Origin of the sequence: Variovorax guangxiensis (genome assembly GCF_003952165.1) — a bacterium.
Classification (GTDB): domain Bacteria; phylum Pseudomonadota; class Gammaproteobacteria; order Burkholderiales; family Burkholderiaceae_C; genus Variovorax; species Variovorax guangxiensis.
The window spans coordinates 48,305-63,678 of sequence record NZ_RXFT01000013.1 but is presented as its reverse complement, the minus strand read 5'-3'; the positions used below and the strand labels follow the sequence as shown (position 1 = coordinate 63,678).

Here is a 15,374-nt window from a genome sequence, read left to right as displayed (position 1 = left end):
TCTGCCTTCCCTACACACGAGGCCCCACATGAACTTCGAATTTCCTTTTCAGACCTTGCCCGCGGTGATGCGGGGACCCCGCGTCGAGCGCCGCCGCGTGCTCGTGGGCGGCAGCGCCTTCTGGGGCACGATGGTGGAAGACGGCGCCGACGCGGGCCGCCTGCGGCTGGACGACGGCCGCCTGCTCGACGCCGATGCGCAGACCTATCTTCCGCCGGTGTCGCCCAGCAAGATCATCGCCGTGCACATCAGCTACAGCTCGCGCAGCGTGGAGACGCGCAACAAGCCCAAGCCCACGGAAACGCCGACCTACTTCACCAAGCCGCCCACGTCGCTGAACGGCCACAAGGGCCAGATCCTCAAGCCGGCCGACTGCAAGTACCTCAACTACGAGGGCGAGTACGCCCTGGTGATCGGGCGCACCTGCCGCAACGTGACGCCGGACGAGGCCTGGGACTACATCGAAGGCTTCTGCCCCGCGCTCGACATGGGCCTGCAGGACTTTCGCGACACCGACCAGGGCAGCATGCTGCGCGTGAAGGGCGCCGACACGCTGCTGCCCATCGGGCCGGGCATCGTGCGGGGCGTGAACCTCTTCGAGCAGACGCTGCGCACCCTGGTCAACGGCCGCGTGGTGCAGGAAGCGCACATCGGCGACGAAACCATCTGGGGTCCTCACTACGTGATCGCCGACATCGCGCGCCACATCACGCTCGTGCCCGGCGACGTCATCCTCATGGGCACGCCCTGCCATTCGCGCAGCGTGGATCCGGGCAACGTCGTCGCCTGCGAGATCACCGGCATCGGCCGCATCGAAGGCACGGTCGTGGGCATCGAGGCACCGCGGGCCGCGGCGCTCGGCGTGGGCCACGCGCCCACCGACACCCCCGAGGTTCGGCGCGTGGCGCTCGGCTTCGACGAACGGGTGCCGGAGCACTTCAAGGCCAACCTGCGCGCGGCCAAGGGCACATGATCGACAAGGTCTGCATCGTCGGGGCGGGTGCCATCGGAGGGCTGATCGGCACGCGCCTGGCCGCCTCCGGGCAAGCCGACGTCTGCGCGCTGGCACGAGGAGCCACGCTGCAGGCGCTGCGCAGCGACGGCTGGCAGTTGCAGGCCAGCGACGGCCAGCTGCTGCAGGCCCCTGCCCGCGCGTCCGATCGGCCTGAAGACCTGGGCCCGCAGGACTTGGTCATCGTCGCCGTGAAGGGCCCGGCGCTTGCCGGTCTCGCGCCGACGCTGGGGCCTCTGCTCGGCGAACGCACCATCGTGCTTCCGGCCATGAACGGCGTGCCCTGGTGGTTCTGCCAGGGTGTTCCCGCATTCGCCGGCACGGGGCTGGCCAGCGTCGATCCCGGCGGCCACATCGCGGCATCCATCGGCTTCGAGCGCGTGCTCGGGGCTGTGGTGCATGCGAGCGCCTCCACGCCGCGGCCGGGATTCGTCCAGCACCACATGGGCCAGGGCCTGATCCTGGGCGAGCCCGATGGCCGCTCCAGCGAACGCGCCAGCGCCGTCGCCGCGCTGCTGGCGCGCGCGGGCTTCGACGCCACGCCGAGCGACAACGTGCGCGCGGCCATCTGGTACAAGCTCTGGGGCAACCTCACCATGAACCCCGTCAGCGCGATCACGGGCGCCACGGTCGACCGCATCCTCGCCGATCCCCTGGTGCGCGGATTCTGTTCCGCCGCCATGCAGGAGGCCGCGCTCATCGGCCGGCAGATCGGCTGTCCCATCGACGAAGCGCCCGAAGCGCGCCACGCGGTCACTGCGCGCCTGGGCGCCTTCCGCACGTCCATGCTGCAGGACGCCCAGGCGGGCAGGCCGCTCGAACTCGACGCCATCGTGGGCGCCACCCACGAGATCGGCCAGCGCCTGGGCCTGCCCACTCCGGCCATCGGCGCGCTCCTCGGGCTGGCCCGGCTCTTCGGCCGCGTGCACGGCCTCTACCCTGAATCGCATAGCGCATGACCATGAACCCCTACCGCAACTACATCGGCGGCGACTGGACCGAAGGCCAGGATGCCGCCGACAACATCAACCCGTCCGACACGCGCGACGTGGTCGGCATGTACGCGCGCGCCAACCGGGCCGATGCCGAAGCCGCCATCGCCGCGGCGCACGCCGCCCAGCCGGCATGGGCCGCCACGTCGCCCCAGCAGCGCGCCGACGCGCTCGACCAGGCCGGCAGCGAGATCCACGCCCGCCGCGCGGAGCTGGCCGACCTGCTCGCGCGAGAGGAAGGCAAGGCGCTGCCCGACGCGCTCGGCGAGGTGGTCCGCGCCGCGCAGATCTTCAAGTTCTTCGCCGGCGAGGCGCTGCGTTCGGGCGGAGAGCTGCTGCCGTCGACCCGCGCCGGCATGAGCGTGGAGATCACCCGCGAACCGGTGGGAGTGGTCAGCATCATCACGCCCTGGAATTTCCCGCTGGCCATTCCGGCCTGGAAGATCGCGCCGGCCCTCGCCTACGGCAACGCGGTGGTCTTCAAGCCGGCGGAGCTGGTGCCCGGCAGCGCATGGGCGCTGGCGGAGATCCTGAGCCGCTGCGGCCTGCCCGCGGGCGCCTTCAACCTGATCATGGGCCGTGGCCGGGAGATCGGCGACACCCTGCTGGGCGACCCGCGCGTGAACGCGGTCACCTTCACGGGTTCGGAGTCCACGGGCCGCAAGATCGCGCAGGCTTGCGTCTCGCGCCGCGGGGCCATGCCGAAGTTCCAGCTCGAAATGGGCGGCAAGAACCCGCTGGTGGTGCTCGACGACGCCGACCTGGACGTCGCGGTGTCCTGCGCCATCAACGGGGCCTTCTACTCGACGGGCCAGCGCTGCACCGCTTCTTCTCGCCTGGTGGTCACCGAGCGCATCCACGACCGTTTCGTGGAGGCCATGATCGAGCGCATGCGCGGTCTGACGGTCGGCGATGCGCGCGCGGCCGGCACTGTCATCGGCCCGGTGGTCGACGAGAAGCAGCTGGCGCAGGACCTCGACTACATCCGCATCGGCCGCGAAGAAGGCGCCCGCCTTGCGGCCGGCGGCGAGCCCCTGGCGCACATCGACGGCAAGCCGGGCTTTTACCTGCAGCCCGCCCTGCTCACAGGCACCACGAACACGATGCGCATCAACCGCGAGGAGATCTTCGGCCCGGTGGCCACGGTGATCCGTGTGCGCGATGCCGAAGAGGCGCTCGCCGTGGCCAACGACACGGAGTTCGGTCTTTCCTCCGGCGTGTGCACCACCTCGCTGAAATGGGCCGCACACTTCAAGCGGCACCTTCAGGCGGGCATGGTGATGGTCAATGCGCCGACGGCCGGCGTCGATCCGCACGTGCCCTTCGGCGGTCGCAAGGCTTCGAGCCACGGCCCGCGCGAGCAGGGCCGCTACGCCGCCGAGTTCTACACCACCGTCAAGACTGCATACGTTCAACCCTGAGGAGATCGACCATGGCTTCTTCGCTGTTCGCGTTCCTGCGCACCCCATCGGGGGCCTCCCCCGCACCCGAGGGCGTGGCGCTCAACCGCCGGCGCCTGCTGGCCGCAGGCTGCCTGTGCTGCGCGTTCCCGCTGGCCGGTGCGCAGACCACCGGACCTCTTCCGGCCAAGGCCCAGGCCCACCTGGACGCGGCCCGGCGAGCCGCCGGCGACGATCTGCTCGCGTACATGCGCCTGGGCGACGGCATATCGCCCACGCCCAGCGCGCCGCCGGTGTCGCCGGAAGCGCTGATGGCACTGCCCGCGCCGGCCCCGGGCTGGGCCTTCGACAACCTGTGCTTCGTCGGCAACAAGTGGGTGAGCGCGTGGGGCCTGCCCACCTCGGAAGGCCTGGTCGTGATCGATGCGATGGACAACGACGACGAAGCCCGCACCCTGGTGGCCGCCGGCCTGCGCACACTGGGACAGGACCCGGCCACCATCCGGGCGGTGCTGATCACGCACGGCCATGGCGACCACTACGGCGGCTTCGGTCATCTCAAGTCGATTTCCGGGGCCCGGGCCGCCATGAGCGAGGCGGACTGGACGATGACCGAAACGAAGCTGGAATTCGACCGCCCCGACTGGGGCCGTCCGCCCAGGCGCGACCTGGTGCTCAAGGAAGGCGACACCCTGCGCTGGGGCGATACCCGCATCGACGTGCTGCTCACTCCCGGCCACACGATGGGCACGGTCTCGCTGCTCTTCGACGTGCGCGAAGGCGCGAAACGCCACCGTGCGCTGCTGTGGGGAGGCACCGCATTCAACTTCCAGCGCAGCCCCGACCGCATGCAGAGGCTGCAGGCCTACATCGACCAGACAGAGCGTGTGCGCCGCCTGGTCGAGGCGCAGGGCGTGGACGTGTTCATCTCCAATCACGACCTCTTCGACGAGGCGGTGAAGAAGCTGCAGGCCCGCCAACAGGGCGGCAGCGGCCGCAACCCCTTCGTCATGGGTACGGCCAACGTCGTGCGGGCACTGACGGTCATGAACGAATGCGCGCGGGCCACACAGGTGGTGTGGAGCGCGTAGGCACTCGGTGCGATGCGCCTCGAGCACCCATGAAGTCGTCTCCGGCAATCGAATTGGCAGGTAGCACAGCGCCCGCGGAACGTGGGCAAGGCGCTGCTCAATCGATGGAGGCGCCGGAATCCCGCACGATCGCCTTCCACTTCTCGTGCTCGCGCTGAGCGAACTGCCCGAACTGCTCGGGGGTGCCTCCCACCGGATCGGCACCTTCCCGCACCATCTGCTCCTGCAGCGATGGCAGCACATCGTTCACGGTCTTGTTCACCAGCTGGATGACGGACGCCGGCGTGCCCTTGGGCGCGAAGAAGCCGAACCATGAACCGGCGGAAAAGCCCGGGAAGCCTTTCTCGGCGACCGTCGGAACGCCGGGCAAGGAGCGCGAGGGCCCCTCGCTGGAGACGGCCAGCGCCCGCAGCTTGCCCGCGCGGATGTGCTGGATCACCGACGGCACCGTGGCGAACATGAACTGAAGCCGCCCCGCCAGCAGGTCGTTGAGCACGTTGGCGCCCTTGTAGGGCACATGCACCGTGTCCATGCCGCTGCGCTGGCCCAGCATGTAGCTCGACAGGTGCGACGAAGTGCCGACGCCGGTGGAGCCGTAGGACAGCTTGCCGGGGCGAGCCTTCGCATACTCGATGAGTTGCTCCAGCGTCTTCGCCGGGACGCTGGGGTGCACCACCAGAACGTTGGGCACGTCGGCGATCTGCACGATCGGCACCAGGTCCTTCAGCGGGTCGTAGGGCAAGCTCTTGTAGAGCGTCTGGTTCACGGCCATGGGACCTACCGAGTTGACGATCAGCGTGTAGCCGTCGGGCGCGGCACGCACGGCCATCTCGGTACCGATGTTGCCGCCGGCGCCCGGCTTGTTGTCGATGACGAAGGGCTGGCCGAGCTTCTCCGAGAGCTTCTGCGTCACGGCGCGCGCCAGGATGTCGGTGGTGCCGCCGGCAGTGAACGCCACGATGACCCGCACGGGTTTGGACGGGTAGGTCTGGGCCGTCGCCGCCGTGCAGAAGCTGAACGCCGCGGCGCCCGCCAGCAGCAGTGCGCGCCTTCTCGAGGGATTGGGGATGTTCATCGATGTCTCCATATGTTCTGGTTCGGTCTGGTTCGGTCGGATCGTCAGAGCGCGTAGCTGGGGTCCAGCCGGTCGAGCTTGCGAAGCAGGGCCGGCCACTCCATCACGCCGTAGGGTCGGCGAGTGCCGGGCTGGTACTGGTTCCAGGTGTCCTGCAGCACCTGCGCGGGCACCGGCCGCAAGGGCACGTTGCAGGCCATCGCGCCGAGCTGCGCCCGGCAGGCCAGTTCCAGGCGGTGCATCCAGTTGAACGCCTCGCCGACGGTGCGCCCTACTGTCAGCACACCGTGGTTGCGCAGGATCAGGGCCTCACCCTGGCCGAGGTCCTCGATGAGCGAGGCCTGCTCTTTCGTATCGAGCACGACGCCCTGGTAGTCGTGATAGCCGATCTTCAGGAAGCGCATGGCGGTCTGGGTGATGGGCAACAGGCCGCAATCGAGCGCGGACACCGCCATCGAAGCCCAGCTGTGCGTGTGGATCACGCAGGCCACCTCGGGCCGCGCTTCGTGCACGGCGCTGTGGATCACGTAGCCGGCCTTGTTGACGCCATAGCCCAGCGCGCCGAAATCGGGGCTGTCCAGGATGGTGCCGGCGTGGTCCACCTTGATCAGGCACGAGGCGGTGATCTCCTCGTACATCATGCCGTACGGGTTGATGAGGAACGCTTCCTCGCCCGGCACGCGCATGGAGATGTGGTTGGCCATCATGTCGGCCATGCCGTAGAAGTCGATCAAGCGATAGCAGGCTGCCAGGTCCACCCTCGCCTGCCATTCCGCTTCCGAACAGCGGTCGCGCATCGAGGCGATCCGAACCCTTCCGTCTTGCACAAGCATGAAATGCCATCCTTCCTGAAAATGGCGATATCGTCCGGCGTCGCCCTGGCGAGGTCCAATCGCTAATGGTGCGGACGCCATATCCTTTTTTCATGGACTACAACCTCCGCGACCTCAAATTCTTCGAGACGGTGGCGACCCTGGGCCACGTGAGCCGCGCCGCCGAGCTCCTCGGGCGCAGCCAGCCAGCCATCACCAAGTGCATCCGCCGCCTCGAAGCCGCGGTGGGCGAGCGGCTCATCGAGCGCGACGGCCAGGGCGTGACGCTGACGCCCTCCGGCTTGCTGCTGCTGGAGCGTGCACGGCCGCTGCTGCAGCATGCGAGCCAGGTGCAGCAGGAACTGCGCGACTTCTCGACCGGTGCGATCGGCGACGTGCGCATCGGCAGCGGCCTCAGCACGGCCGCGCACGTGCTGCCGCAGATCTGCGCGCGGCTGCTGCAGCAAAGCGGCGTCCGGCTCCAGGTGCTGCTCGGCACCAACGTGGGCATGCGCCGCGAACTGCGGGAGGGCCGCATCGACCTGCTGATCGGCCTGCTGCCGCCGGACCCCGATCTGCGCACGGTGCCGCTGGCGAACGACATGGTCGGCCCGGCGGTACGTGCAGGCCATCCGCTCGCAGCTCGCGGATCCGTGACCGCCGTTGAATTGATGGCGTGGCTCTGGGCCATGCCGACGCGCGAGATCCCGAGCCGCCAGTGGTGGGACCGCCGCCTGCAGGACCTGCAGTTGGCCGCGCCAGCCATCCAGATGCAGTCCAACTCGCCGGCATTGCTGCTGGGCATCGCCAGGCTCCACGACGTGATCGTGTTCACCTCGCACAGCATGCTGCCCGAAGGACTGGTCGCGCTGCAGGTGCCCGAGCTCGCCATGCCCCGCGAGTTCGGTGTCGCGCTGCGAAGGGAAGGCTACCTTTCACCCGCCGTACGCAGGACGCTGGAGCTGCTGGAGAGCGACGGCCAGGCGCTCTTCCAGTACCAGCCCTGACGCTTTGCGTCAGTCCTTCAGCGGCGAGATGCCCTGCACCGGCCCGATCAGGCGTTCGAACAGGCTCTTGAGGCGCTCCACGCGTGCGCGGTCTTTCATGAAGGCATGAAAGTCCTCGGGGCTGGTGTTGTACTGCTCGATGCCCTTGAAGCCCGGCAGCGGCTGCACGTCCTTGCGGATCGGGAATTGCCGCGGGTTGGAAGCCACGGGCAGCGACAGCGTCCAGCTCATGTAGAGCTTGGCCGCCGCAGGATGCCTGGCGTCCTTGAAGATCGCGCCGGTCTGAGCCCATGTCAGGAAAGGATCGGTCCTGGGCAGCACGAAGCGCAGCGACGACGACTCGACCGGAACGAAGCTGCCGGAGGTTCCCGTGGAGACGGCGTACTTGCCGGCCTCGACGGCGTCGCGCGGCGTCTGCGTGCCGCGCACCCACTGCACGCCGTTGGCCTTCAGCTGATCGATGAAGCCGATGCCGTACTTCTGGATGATCTTGTCGAACACATACAGCACCGCGTCGTCGTCGTTGGGGTACGTGATGATGATGCGGTTCTTGAACTCCGGCTTGAGGAAATCCGCGTAGTCGCGAGGCGCGTTCTCGGCCGAGACGTAGTTCTTGTTGTAGCTGTTGGCGAAGGTCAGCATGAACAGGCCGGTGAAGCGGCCCTGGGGGTCCTTGTAGGCCGGGGGGATCTGCTCCCAGCCGATGGGCTTGTACGCAAGCAGCAGGCCGCGGGCCGCCCAATCGTCGAAGTCATGCAGCGTCTGCAGATGGGCGAGGTCCACCTGCAGGTCCTTGCGCAGCAGTTGCTCCTCGATGCGCGCGTCGTGGTACTTGCTCAGGTCGACGACCAGGTCCAGCTTCATGCCCGGGAACTGGCGCTCGAAGGCGGACTTGATGCCGAACCCCTGCGTCACCTCGTCGCCGCCGGCGTAGACGGTCAGCGTTCCGCCTTCCTTCAGGGCCGCCTGGTAGAGATCGTTCAGGCTCAGGCCGCCACCGTCGCGCTCTGCTGCGGTGGCCGTCGGGGGCGCCACCGCCGGTACCTGCTGGGCCTGGGCCGGGAGGCCGATGGCCCCAGCAGCCAGCACGGCCGCCAGGACAGTCATGGGAAAGGAGCGGAACAGCTTCATGATCGCGTCGGGAAGAATGGAAAGCACCCAGCGTAGGCCCTCCCTTCGACCGAGGATGTGCGCCAACGCACACTTCACGACAGATACCTTCTCCGCGGTACCCGCCAGTTGCAAGGTGGTCGACTTGCTTTCGACTGTCAGGGATCATGCGGCCGTGAGTCGCTGCTGGCATGCGAATGGATCTGCCCGACGCCGCTGTCTCCTCCGCTGCCTAGCACGAGCCCGTCGAACCCCGTATCCGGAAGGCGCCCCGCCTCACAGGGAGGCCGGAGCAGGCCGCATTCCGTAGAAATTGATACTGGCCAAAGGCTTCCTGGCGGCATCCTCGAAGACCATCCACAGGGACATCGAGCGCTTGCAAACATCCGCGGCGGTGGCCTGGGTGACGTGAACGTGGGCCGAGCCGGCCCTGTAGTCGAGCATCCTGCCGGTGCGGTATCGGATGCCGTCATCGGCATTTTGTTTGCGGAACGACGCGGAGTCGTCAGCCCGGAAGCCAGGACGCGCTCACGACAACAACGCCGATGCCGTCCGGTGCTTTTTGCTACCAGCTTTGCCCAGGGCTTTTGCTAAGCTGGCTGGGTCGGTGTACCCGCGGCCCAGGGGCAGCGGTTCAAAAACGGGTATGCCAAAGGGTACGAACCGCCAAACGCACTCAATAACTTAGCGAATTTCATGAAAATAGCGACCTGGAACGTCAACTCCCTCACCGCGCGCCTGCAGCACGTGCTCGACTGGCTCATCGCCAACCCTGTCGACGTGCTGTGCCTGCAGGAGCTGAAGATGACGGACGACAAATTCCCGCTCGACGTGCTCAAGTCGGCCGGCTACGAGGCCGCGGTGTTCGGCCAGAAGACCTACAACGGCGTTGCCATCCTCAGCCTCGCGCCGGTGGGCGACGTGGTGAAGAACATCACCGGTTTCAGCGACGACCAGTCGCGCGTGATCGCGGCCACGGTGGAGACAGCGTCGGGTCCGCTGCGCGTGGTCAACGGTTACTTCGTCAACGGCCAGGCGCCGGGTACGGACAAGTTCGAATACAAGATGAAGTGGCTCGACGCGCTGCGCGACGCGCTGCGGCAGGAACTGGCGGCCAACCCGAACCTCGTGCTGCTGGGCGACTTCAACATCACGCCCGAAGACCGCGACAGCTTCGACCCCGTGGGCCTGAAGGAAACCATCCACCACACGACCGAAGAGCGCAACCACTTCAAGGCGCTGCTCGAGCTCGGCCTGAAGGACAGCTTCCGCATGTTCGAGCAGCCCGAGAAGAGCTACTCGTGGTGGGACTACCGCATGCTGGGCTACCAGAAGAACCGCGGCCTGCGCATCGACCACATCCTGGTGAGCGAGCCGCTGGTGCCGCGCGTGAAAGGCTGCATCATCGACCGCGTGCCGCGCAAGTGGGAAAAACCGAGCGACCATGCCCCGGTGGTGCTCGACCTGGACCTGGGGGCCTAGGCCATGGCCGCGCGCAAACTGGCAGTGGCCGCCGTCGCGCTGATGCTCTCGGCCTGTTCGCTGCTGAAGCCGGCCGACAAGGCGGAGGAAGGCGACAACAAGGGCACCCCGCCCGCTTCCACCGGCGAGACCACGACCGACGGCCGCGAGGTGCCGACCGTGCGGCTCATCACCGCGCAGACGCCCGCGGTGCGCGCCTACCGCAAGATCGGCGCGCGCCATATCTATAGCAAGTACGCGAGCCGCATCTACAAGGGCAAGCTGCCGCCGCTGGTGTATGCGGTGGTGGTGGTCGAGACCGACATCGACGCGACGGGCAAGGTGGTGAACGTCACCTTCAGCCGAACGCCGAGCCATGCGCCGGAGGTGGCGCCGATGATCGCGGAGATGATCAAGGCCGCCTCTCCCCTGCCCAACCCGGGCAAGCTCGGAGGCCACACCTACGTGGACACCTGGCTCTGGGACCGCAGCGACAAGTTCCAGATCGATTCGCTGACGCAGGGGCAGCGCAGCCGCTGAAAGAGCGAAGCGGAAGAATGAAAAAGGCCCTGAAGGGGCCTTTTTCATTCGATGCCGAGTTCCTGGATCTTCCGGGTGATGGTGTTGCGCCCGATGCCCAGTTTCTGCGCCGCCTCGATGCGGCGGCCGCGCGTGTTGGCCAGCGCGGTGAGGATCAGCCTGGACTCGAAGCGACGCGAAAGCACGTCCCACACGTCGGTGCGGCCGGCTGCCAGCAGGGCCTGCGCCTCGGCTTCCAGGCCGCCTTCCCAGCTGCTGGTGGTGCTCGCTGCTGGAGCATGAGTCTCGGCGTGTTCGGAGACGGCATGCGCGGAGGACACCGCCTCGCCGCCGCCCACCGGCAGTGAGGGCACAGGCTGTGCCGCCACGGGCGTCGATGCGACGAACGGCGCGTCGGCCACGGCATGCGCTTCGGCACCGGTGCTGCCCGCCATCATCACTTCGGGCGGCAGGTCCTTCGCCTCGATCAGCTGGGCCGGTGCCATCACCGTCAGCCAGTGGCAGATGTTCTCCAGCTGGCGCACGTTGCCCGGGAAATTGAATGCCGCGAGCTTCGCCAATGCAGCATCAGAGATGCGCTTGGGCTCCACGCCGAGCTGGCGCGCGCTCACCTGCAGGAAGTGGCGCGTGAGCGCGGGCACGTCCTCGCCGCGTTCGCGCAACGCCGGCAGGCGCAGGCGGATCACGTTGAGGCGGTGGAACAAGTCTTCGCGGAAGCCGCCGAGCTTGACGCGCTGCTCCAGGTCCTGGTGGGTCGCCGCGATGACGCGCACGTTGGCCTTCACCGAGTTGTGGCCGCCCACGCGGTAGAAATGGCCGTCGCTCAGCACGCGCAGCAGGCGCGTCTGCAGGTCGAAGGGCATGTCGCCGATTTCGTCGAGGAAGAGCGTGCCGCCCTCGGCCTGCTCGAAGCGGCCGCGGCGCATGGTCTGCGCGCCGGTGAAGGCGCCGCGCTCGTGGCCGAAGAGTTCGCTCTCCAAGAGGTCCTTGGGGATGGCGGCGGTGTTGATGGCCACGAAGGGGCCGTTGGCGCGCGGCGAGTGCTTGTGCAGCGCGCGCGCCACCAGTTCCTTGCCCGAGCCCGATTCGCCGGTGATGAGCACCGTGACGTTGCTCTGCGAAAGACGCCCGATGGCGCGGAACACGTCCTGCATGGCGGGCGCCTGGCCGAGCATCTCTGGCGCAGCGACCATGCGCTCCTCGGCCACTTCCTCGCGCTGGCTTTCGTCGACCGCGCGGCGGATGAGCTCGACCGCGCGCGGCAGGTCGAAGGGCTTGGGCAGGTATTCGAAGGCGCCGCCCTGGAAGGCCGAGACGGCGCTGTCGAGGTCGGAGAAGGCCGTCATGATGATGACGGGCAGGCCCGGGTGCAGGGCCTTGATCTTGTCGAGCAGGTCGAGCCCGGAACCGCCGGGCATGCGGATGTCGCTCACCAGGACCTGGGGCGCGAGCTGGTCGTCGTCGGCGGCCTGCTCGAGTGCCGCCAGAACCTCGCGCGTGTTGGTGAAGCTGCGCGTGGGCAGGTCTTCGCGCAGCAGAGCCTTCTCGAGCACGAAGCGAATCGATTGGTCGTCATCAACTATCCAGATCGGCTTCATGCATCTCCTCTGTTGCCGGTGGCTGCGCTAGGGCAGCGGTATCAATATCTTGAAATCGGTTCGGCCCGGGACGCTGTCGCACTCGATCACGCCGTGATGCTGTTGCACAAAAGTCTGCGCGAGCGTCAATCCCAGCCCGGTCCCGCCTTCCCTGCCCGATACGAGCGGATAGAAGATGCGGTCCTTGATCGTGTCCGGCACACCCGGTCCATTGTCGATTACATGCAATTCCAGTGCCAGTCGATACCACTGCTTGTTGAAGATCACCTGGCGGGCCACCCGCGTCTTGAAAGTGATCTGCGCGTCACCGGCCGCGCGGCGCTCCGCCAGCGCCTGCGCCGCGTTGTGCGCGATGTTCAGCGTGGCCTGGATGAGCTGCTCGCGATCGCCGCGGAACTCGGGAATGGAAACGTCGAAATCGCGCTCGATGTGCAGGTCGCGCGGAAACTCCGCGAGGATGACCGAGCGCACCCGCTCGCAGACTTCGTGGATGTTGACGTCGCCCACCACGTGCGGGCGTCGGTGCGGCGCCAATAGCCGGTCGACCAGCGTCTGCAGCCGGTCGGCCTCGTGGATGATGACCTGGGTGTATTCGACGAGGTCGCGCGATTCGACCTCCATCTGCAGCAGCTGCGCGGCGCCGCGGATGCCGCCCAGCGGGTTCTTGATCTCGTGCGCGAGGTTGCGGATGAGCTCCTTGTTCGCCTGCGCCTGGTCGATGAGCCGCTCCTCCCGGTCCTGCCGCACCTGCTGCTCCAGCGGCGACATTTCGATGATGAGCTCGCCCTTCTTCTCGCCGTGCGCGAGCGAAACCTGCACCGGCATCAGCTCGTGGTTCACGCGGCGCAGGAAGGCTTCGTAGCGCAGCGTGGCGAAGTCGTTGCTGCTCGCGCCGTCGATGGCCGTGCGCAGCACCTGCGGCTCGTGGAAGCACGCGCCGAACTGTGAGCCTTCGAGCGTGCGGCGCGATGTGCCGAGCGCGTCCTCGAGCCCCGCGTTGGCGAACAGTACCGAGCCCTTGCTGTCGACCACCGCGATCAGCGTGGACAGCAGGTCGAAGGACTGGAAGCGCGAATTGGCGCCGGCCGCCTTCTTTCCGAACACCATGACGTCTTACTGAGGCTGCCTGGCGGGCAGCCGGGCGATCTCGCGGCGGATGCCGGCGATGTCGCTCTCGTTGCGCGCCAGCTCGGCCTTCATCTCGGCGACGCGGTCCAGGTATTTCTGGTAATTGCGGCCTTCGCTGCCCTGCTTCTCGGGCTCGCCGTTGTTGTATTCCTTCTGCAGCTCGGCCTGCCGCGCCTCGGCCTTCTTGAGCTCGGCCTCGAGCACCGCGCGCGCCTCGCCGTCACGGGCACGCTGGTCGACGCCTTCCACGCGGGGGCTGCCTGCCGGTGAACGCGCCGCCGAGGAGCCACCGCCCGAAGAGGAAGATGCGGAACCGCCGCCCGAAGCCCTCGTGCCCTGCACCACCGTGACGTTGCCGCCTTCCATCACCTTGCAGCCCTTCTGCTGCGCGATGGTGGAGTTGTTCGTGTATTCGTTGCCGCAGCGCCAGACGCGCTCCTGCGAAAGCGCCGGCAACGCGACCAATGAACCAGCCAGGAAAATGAGGGAAGCAGTCTTCATGTGTATCGGTGGAGAGCGGCGACAAAGGCGCATTTTCGTGCAATTCGACGGCAAAAGTGACCAGATGTTCCACCCAAAAGAAAAAGGACGGCCGAGCCGTCCTTCATGACCCATCAGGCCTGCACCTCCCGGGAGGAAGGCGCATGCAGTCTGGGGCGAACCGATTACAGGGAGTAGTACATGTCGAACTCGACCGGGTGGGTAGCCATGCGGAAGCGCGTGACTTCCTGCATCTTCAGGTCGATGTACGCGTCGATGTAGGCATCGGTGAACACGCCGCCCTTGGTCAGGAACGCACGGTCCTTGTCCAGGTTTTCCAGGGCCTGGTCGAGGCTGTGGCAGACGGTCGGGATCAGCGCGTCTTCTTCCGGCGGCAGGTGGTACAGGTCCTTGCTGGCGGCTTCGCCCGGATGGATCTTGTTTTCCACGCCGTCGAGGCCTGCCATCAGCAGGGCCGCGAAACCGAGGTACGGGTTCATCAGCGGATCGGGGAAGCGCGCTTCGACACGGCGGCCCTTCGGGTTGGCCACGAACGGGATGCGGATCGATGCCGAGCGGTTCTTGGCCGAGTAGGCCAGCTTCACCGGGGCCTCGAAGCCGGGGACCAGGCGCTTGTAGCTGTTGGTGCCGGGGTTCGTGATGGCGTTCAGGGCACGGGCGTGCTTGATGATGCCGCCGATGTAGTGCAGGGCGAAGTCCGAGAGGCCTGCATAGCCGTCGCCGGCGAACAGGTTCTTGCCGTCCTTCCAGACCGACTGGTGCACGTGCATGCCGGAGCCGTTGTCGCCGACGACGGGCTTGGGCATGAAGGTGGCGGTCTTGCCGTAGGCGTGGGCCACGTTGTGGATCACGTACTTCTGCAGCTGGACCCAGTCGGCGCGCTGCACCAGCGTGCTGAACTTGGTGCCGATCTCGAGCTGGCCGGCGTTGGCCACTTCATGGTGATGCACTTCGACCGGGATGCCCAGCGATTCGAGCACCAGGCACATTTCCGAGCGCATGTCCTGGAAGCTGTCGACCGGGGGAACCGGGAAGTAGCCGCCCTTGACCGCGGGACGGTGGCCGCTGTTGCCGTGCTCGAACTCCTTGTCGGTGTTCCACGAGGCTTCTTCGGATTCGATCTTCACGAAGCAGCCCGACATGTCGTTCTTCCAGCGCACGCCGTCGAAGACGAAGAATTCGGGTTCCGGACCGAAGTAGGCGGTGTCGCCCAGGCCCGATGCCTTCATGTACGCCTCGGCGCGCTTGGCGAGCGAGCGCGGATCGCGCTCGTAGGCCTTGCCGTCGGCGGGGTCGATCACGTCGCAGGTCAGGATCATCGTCGTCTCTTCGAAGAACGGATCGATGTTGGCGGTGTTCGGGTCGGGCATGAGCTGCATGTCCGAAGCTTCGATCCCCTTCCAGCCGGCGATGGACGAGCCGTCGAATGCGTGGCCCGAGGTGAATTTGTCTTCGTCGAAAGCCGAGACCGGCACGGTCACGTGCTGCTCTTTGCCGCGGGTATCGGTGAAGCGGAAGTCGACGAACTTGACCTCGTTTTCCTTGACGAGCTTGAGTACATCGGCGACGGTCTTTGCCATCAGTTTCTCCTGAGTTGGATGGTGGTTAGGAATACAGGGACGTGGGATGCAGTTTCTGTGCCATTGT

The 15,374-nt window shown here is 67.0% G+C and carries 14 protein-coding genes; 7 read left to right on the top strand and 7 right to left on the bottom strand.

Annotation, left to right across the window (positions count from 1 at the left end; all coding sequences use genetic code 11):
• Positions 1 to 28: 28 nt before the first annotated feature.
• Genes EJP67_RS25545 through EJP67_RS25530 form a run of 4 tightly spaced genes read left to right on the top strand, consistent with a single transcriptional unit; the run spans position 29 to position 4,495 of the window.
• Positions 29 to 973, top strand: coding sequence for a fumarylacetoacetate hydrolase family protein (locus tag EJP67_RS25545; RefSeq protein ID WP_126024547.1), 945 nt, complete (start codon positions 29 to 31; stop codon positions 971 to 973).
• On the top strand, positions 970 to 1,971 hold the full coding sequence (locus tag EJP67_RS25540; protein WP_126024546.1) for a 2-dehydropantoate 2-reductase: 1,002 nt from the start codon (positions 970 to 972) through the stop codon (positions 1,969 to 1,971). Before EJP67_RS25545 ends, EJP67_RS25540 begins: the two co-directional genes overlap by 4 nt.
• A gap of 2 nt (positions 1,972 to 1,973) precedes the next feature.
• Positions 1,974 to 3,425, top strand: coding sequence for an aldehyde dehydrogenase family protein (locus EJP67_RS25535; protein WP_206169561.1), 1,452 nt, complete (start codon positions 1,974 to 1,976; stop codon positions 3,423 to 3,425).
• Between the two features lie 11 nt (positions 3,426 to 3,436).
• Entirely contained in the window at positions 3,437 to 4,495 is a 1,059-nt protein-coding gene (locus EJP67_RS25530; protein ID WP_126024544.1) for an MBL fold metallo-hydrolase, read from the top strand.
• Between the two features lie 97 nt (positions 4,496 to 4,592).
• Here the strand turns inward: EJP67_RS25530 and EJP67_RS25525 are convergent, their stop codons facing one another.
• Both EJP67_RS25525 and EJP67_RS25520 read right to left on the bottom strand, forming a co-directional pair.
• Positions 4,593 to 5,570: a Bug family tripartite tricarboxylate transporter substrate binding protein gene (locus EJP67_RS25525; protein WP_126024543.1), complete on the bottom strand. Its 978-nt coding sequence runs from the start codon at positions 5,568 to 5,570 to the stop codon at positions 4,593 to 4,595.
• Between the two features lie 44 nt (positions 5,571 to 5,614).
• Complete coding sequence (locus tag EJP67_RS25520; protein ID WP_126024542.1) at positions 5,615 to 6,403, bottom strand: class II aldolase/adducin family protein; 789 nt, start codon at positions 6,401 to 6,403, stop codon at positions 5,615 to 5,617.
• Positions 6,404 to 6,495: 92 nt separating this feature from the next.
• Here EJP67_RS25520 and EJP67_RS25515 point away from each other — a divergent pair, with 92 nt between their 5' ends.
• Complete coding sequence (locus tag EJP67_RS25515) at positions 6,496 to 7,389, top strand: LysR family transcriptional regulator (RefSeq protein ID WP_165909702.1); 894 nt, start codon at positions 6,496 to 6,498, stop codon at positions 7,387 to 7,389.
• A gap of 9 nt (positions 7,390 to 7,398) precedes the next feature.
• On the opposite strand, the gene EJP67_RS25510 is transcribed toward EJP67_RS25515, so the two are convergent.
• Positions 7,399 to 8,547: an ABC transporter substrate-binding protein gene (locus EJP67_RS25510; protein WP_126024540.1), complete on the bottom strand. Its 1,149-nt coding sequence runs from the start codon at positions 8,545 to 8,547 to the stop codon at positions 7,399 to 7,401.
• A 648-nt stretch (positions 8,548 to 9,195) separates the two neighbouring features.
• On the opposite strand from EJP67_RS25510, the gene xth reads away from it, so the two are divergent.
• The gene (xth, locus tag EJP67_RS25505; RefSeq protein WP_126024539.1) at positions 9,196 to 9,981 is read left to right on the top strand and encodes an exodeoxyribonuclease III; all 786 of its coding nucleotides are present in this window, start codon (positions 9,196 to 9,198) and stop codon (positions 9,979 to 9,981) included.
• Between the two features lie 3 nt (positions 9,982 to 9,984).
• Positions 9,985 to 10,500, top strand: a complete 516-nt coding sequence (locus EJP67_RS25500) for a hypothetical protein (RefSeq protein ID WP_126024538.1) — start codon at positions 9,985 to 9,987, stop codon at positions 10,498 to 10,500.
• Between the two features lie 44 nt (positions 10,501 to 10,544).
• Here EJP67_RS25500 and ntrC read toward each other — a convergent pair whose 3' ends face one another.
• The 4 genes from ntrC to glnA all read right to left on the bottom strand — a co-directional run bounded on the left by ntrC (position 10,545) and on the right by glnA (position 15,307).
• Positions 10,545 to 12,098 (bottom strand): nitrogen regulation protein NR(I), encoded by a 1,554-nt coding sequence (ntrC, locus tag EJP67_RS25495; RefSeq protein ID WP_126024537.1) that lies wholly within the window; start codon positions 12,096 to 12,098, stop codon positions 10,545 to 10,547.
• Between the two features lie 27 nt (positions 12,099 to 12,125).
• The gene (gene glnL, locus EJP67_RS25490) at positions 12,126 to 13,205 is read right to left on the bottom strand and encodes a nitrogen regulation protein NR(II) (protein ID WP_126024536.1); all 1,080 of its coding nucleotides are present in this window, start codon (positions 13,203 to 13,205) and stop codon (positions 12,126 to 12,128) included.
• Between the two features lie 6 nt (positions 13,206 to 13,211).
• Positions 13,212 to 13,727 carry a hypothetical protein gene (locus EJP67_RS25485; protein ID WP_126024535.1) on the bottom strand — a complete coding sequence of 172 codons (516 nt, stop codon included), beginning with the start codon at positions 13,725 to 13,727 and terminating at the stop codon, positions 13,212 to 13,214.
• Positions 13,728 to 13,891: 164 nt separating this feature from the next.
• The gene (gene glnA, locus EJP67_RS25480; protein ID WP_126024534.1) at positions 13,892 to 15,307 is read right to left on the bottom strand and encodes a type I glutamate--ammonia ligase; all 1,416 of its coding nucleotides are present in this window, start codon (positions 15,305 to 15,307) and stop codon (positions 13,892 to 13,894) included.
• Between the last annotated feature and the right edge of the window lie 67 nt (positions 15,308 to 15,374).

Bases quoted from the DNA above. Each gene is read 5' to 3' on its own strand.
- glnL (WP_126024536.1), bottom strand. From the start codon at position 13,205: ATGGTGTTCGGAAAGAAGGCGGCCGGCGCCAATTCGCGCTTCCAGTCC.
- EJP67_RS25525 (WP_126024543.1), bottom strand. From the start codon at position 5,570: ATGAACATCCCCAATCCCTCGAGAAGGCGCGCACTGCTGCTGGCGGGC.
- EJP67_RS25515 (WP_165909702.1), top strand. From the start codon at position 6,496: ATGGACTACAACCTCCGCGACCTCAAATTCTTCGAGACGGTGGCGACC.
- ntrC (WP_126024537.1), bottom strand. From the start codon at position 12,098: ATGAAGCCGATCTGGATAGTTGATGACGACCAATCGATTCGCTTCGTG.
- EJP67_RS25520 (WP_126024542.1), bottom strand. From the start codon at position 6,403: ATGCTTGTGCAAGACGGAAGGGTTCGGATCGCCTCGATGCGCGACCGC.
- EJP67_RS25500 (WP_126024538.1), top strand. From the start codon at position 9,985: ATGGCCGCGCGCAAACTGGCAGTGGCCGCCGTCGCGCTGATGCTCTCG.
- EJP67_RS25535 (WP_206169561.1), top strand. From the start codon at position 1,974: ATGAACCCCTACCGCAACTACATCGGCGGCGACTGGACCGAAGGCCAG.
- glnA (WP_126024534.1), bottom strand. From the start codon at position 15,307: ATGGCAAAGACCGTCGCCGATGTACTCAAGCTCGTCAAGGAAAACGAG.
- EJP67_RS25530 (WP_126024544.1), top strand. From the start codon at position 3,437: ATGGCTTCTTCGCTGTTCGCGTTCCTGCGCACCCCATCGGGGGCCTCC.
- EJP67_RS25540 (WP_126024546.1), top strand. From the start codon at position 970: ATGATCGACAAGGTCTGCATCGTCGGGGCGGGTGCCATCGGAGGGCTG.
- EJP67_RS25485 (WP_126024535.1), bottom strand. From the start codon at position 13,727: ATGAAGACTGCTTCCCTCATTTTCCTGGCTGGTTCATTGGTCGCGTTG.
- xth (WP_126024539.1), top strand. From the start codon at position 9,196: ATGAAAATAGCGACCTGGAACGTCAACTCCCTCACCGCGCGCCTGCAG.
- EJP67_RS25545 (WP_126024547.1), top strand. From the start codon at position 29: ATGAACTTCGAATTTCCTTTTCAGACCTTGCCCGCGGTGATGCGGGGA.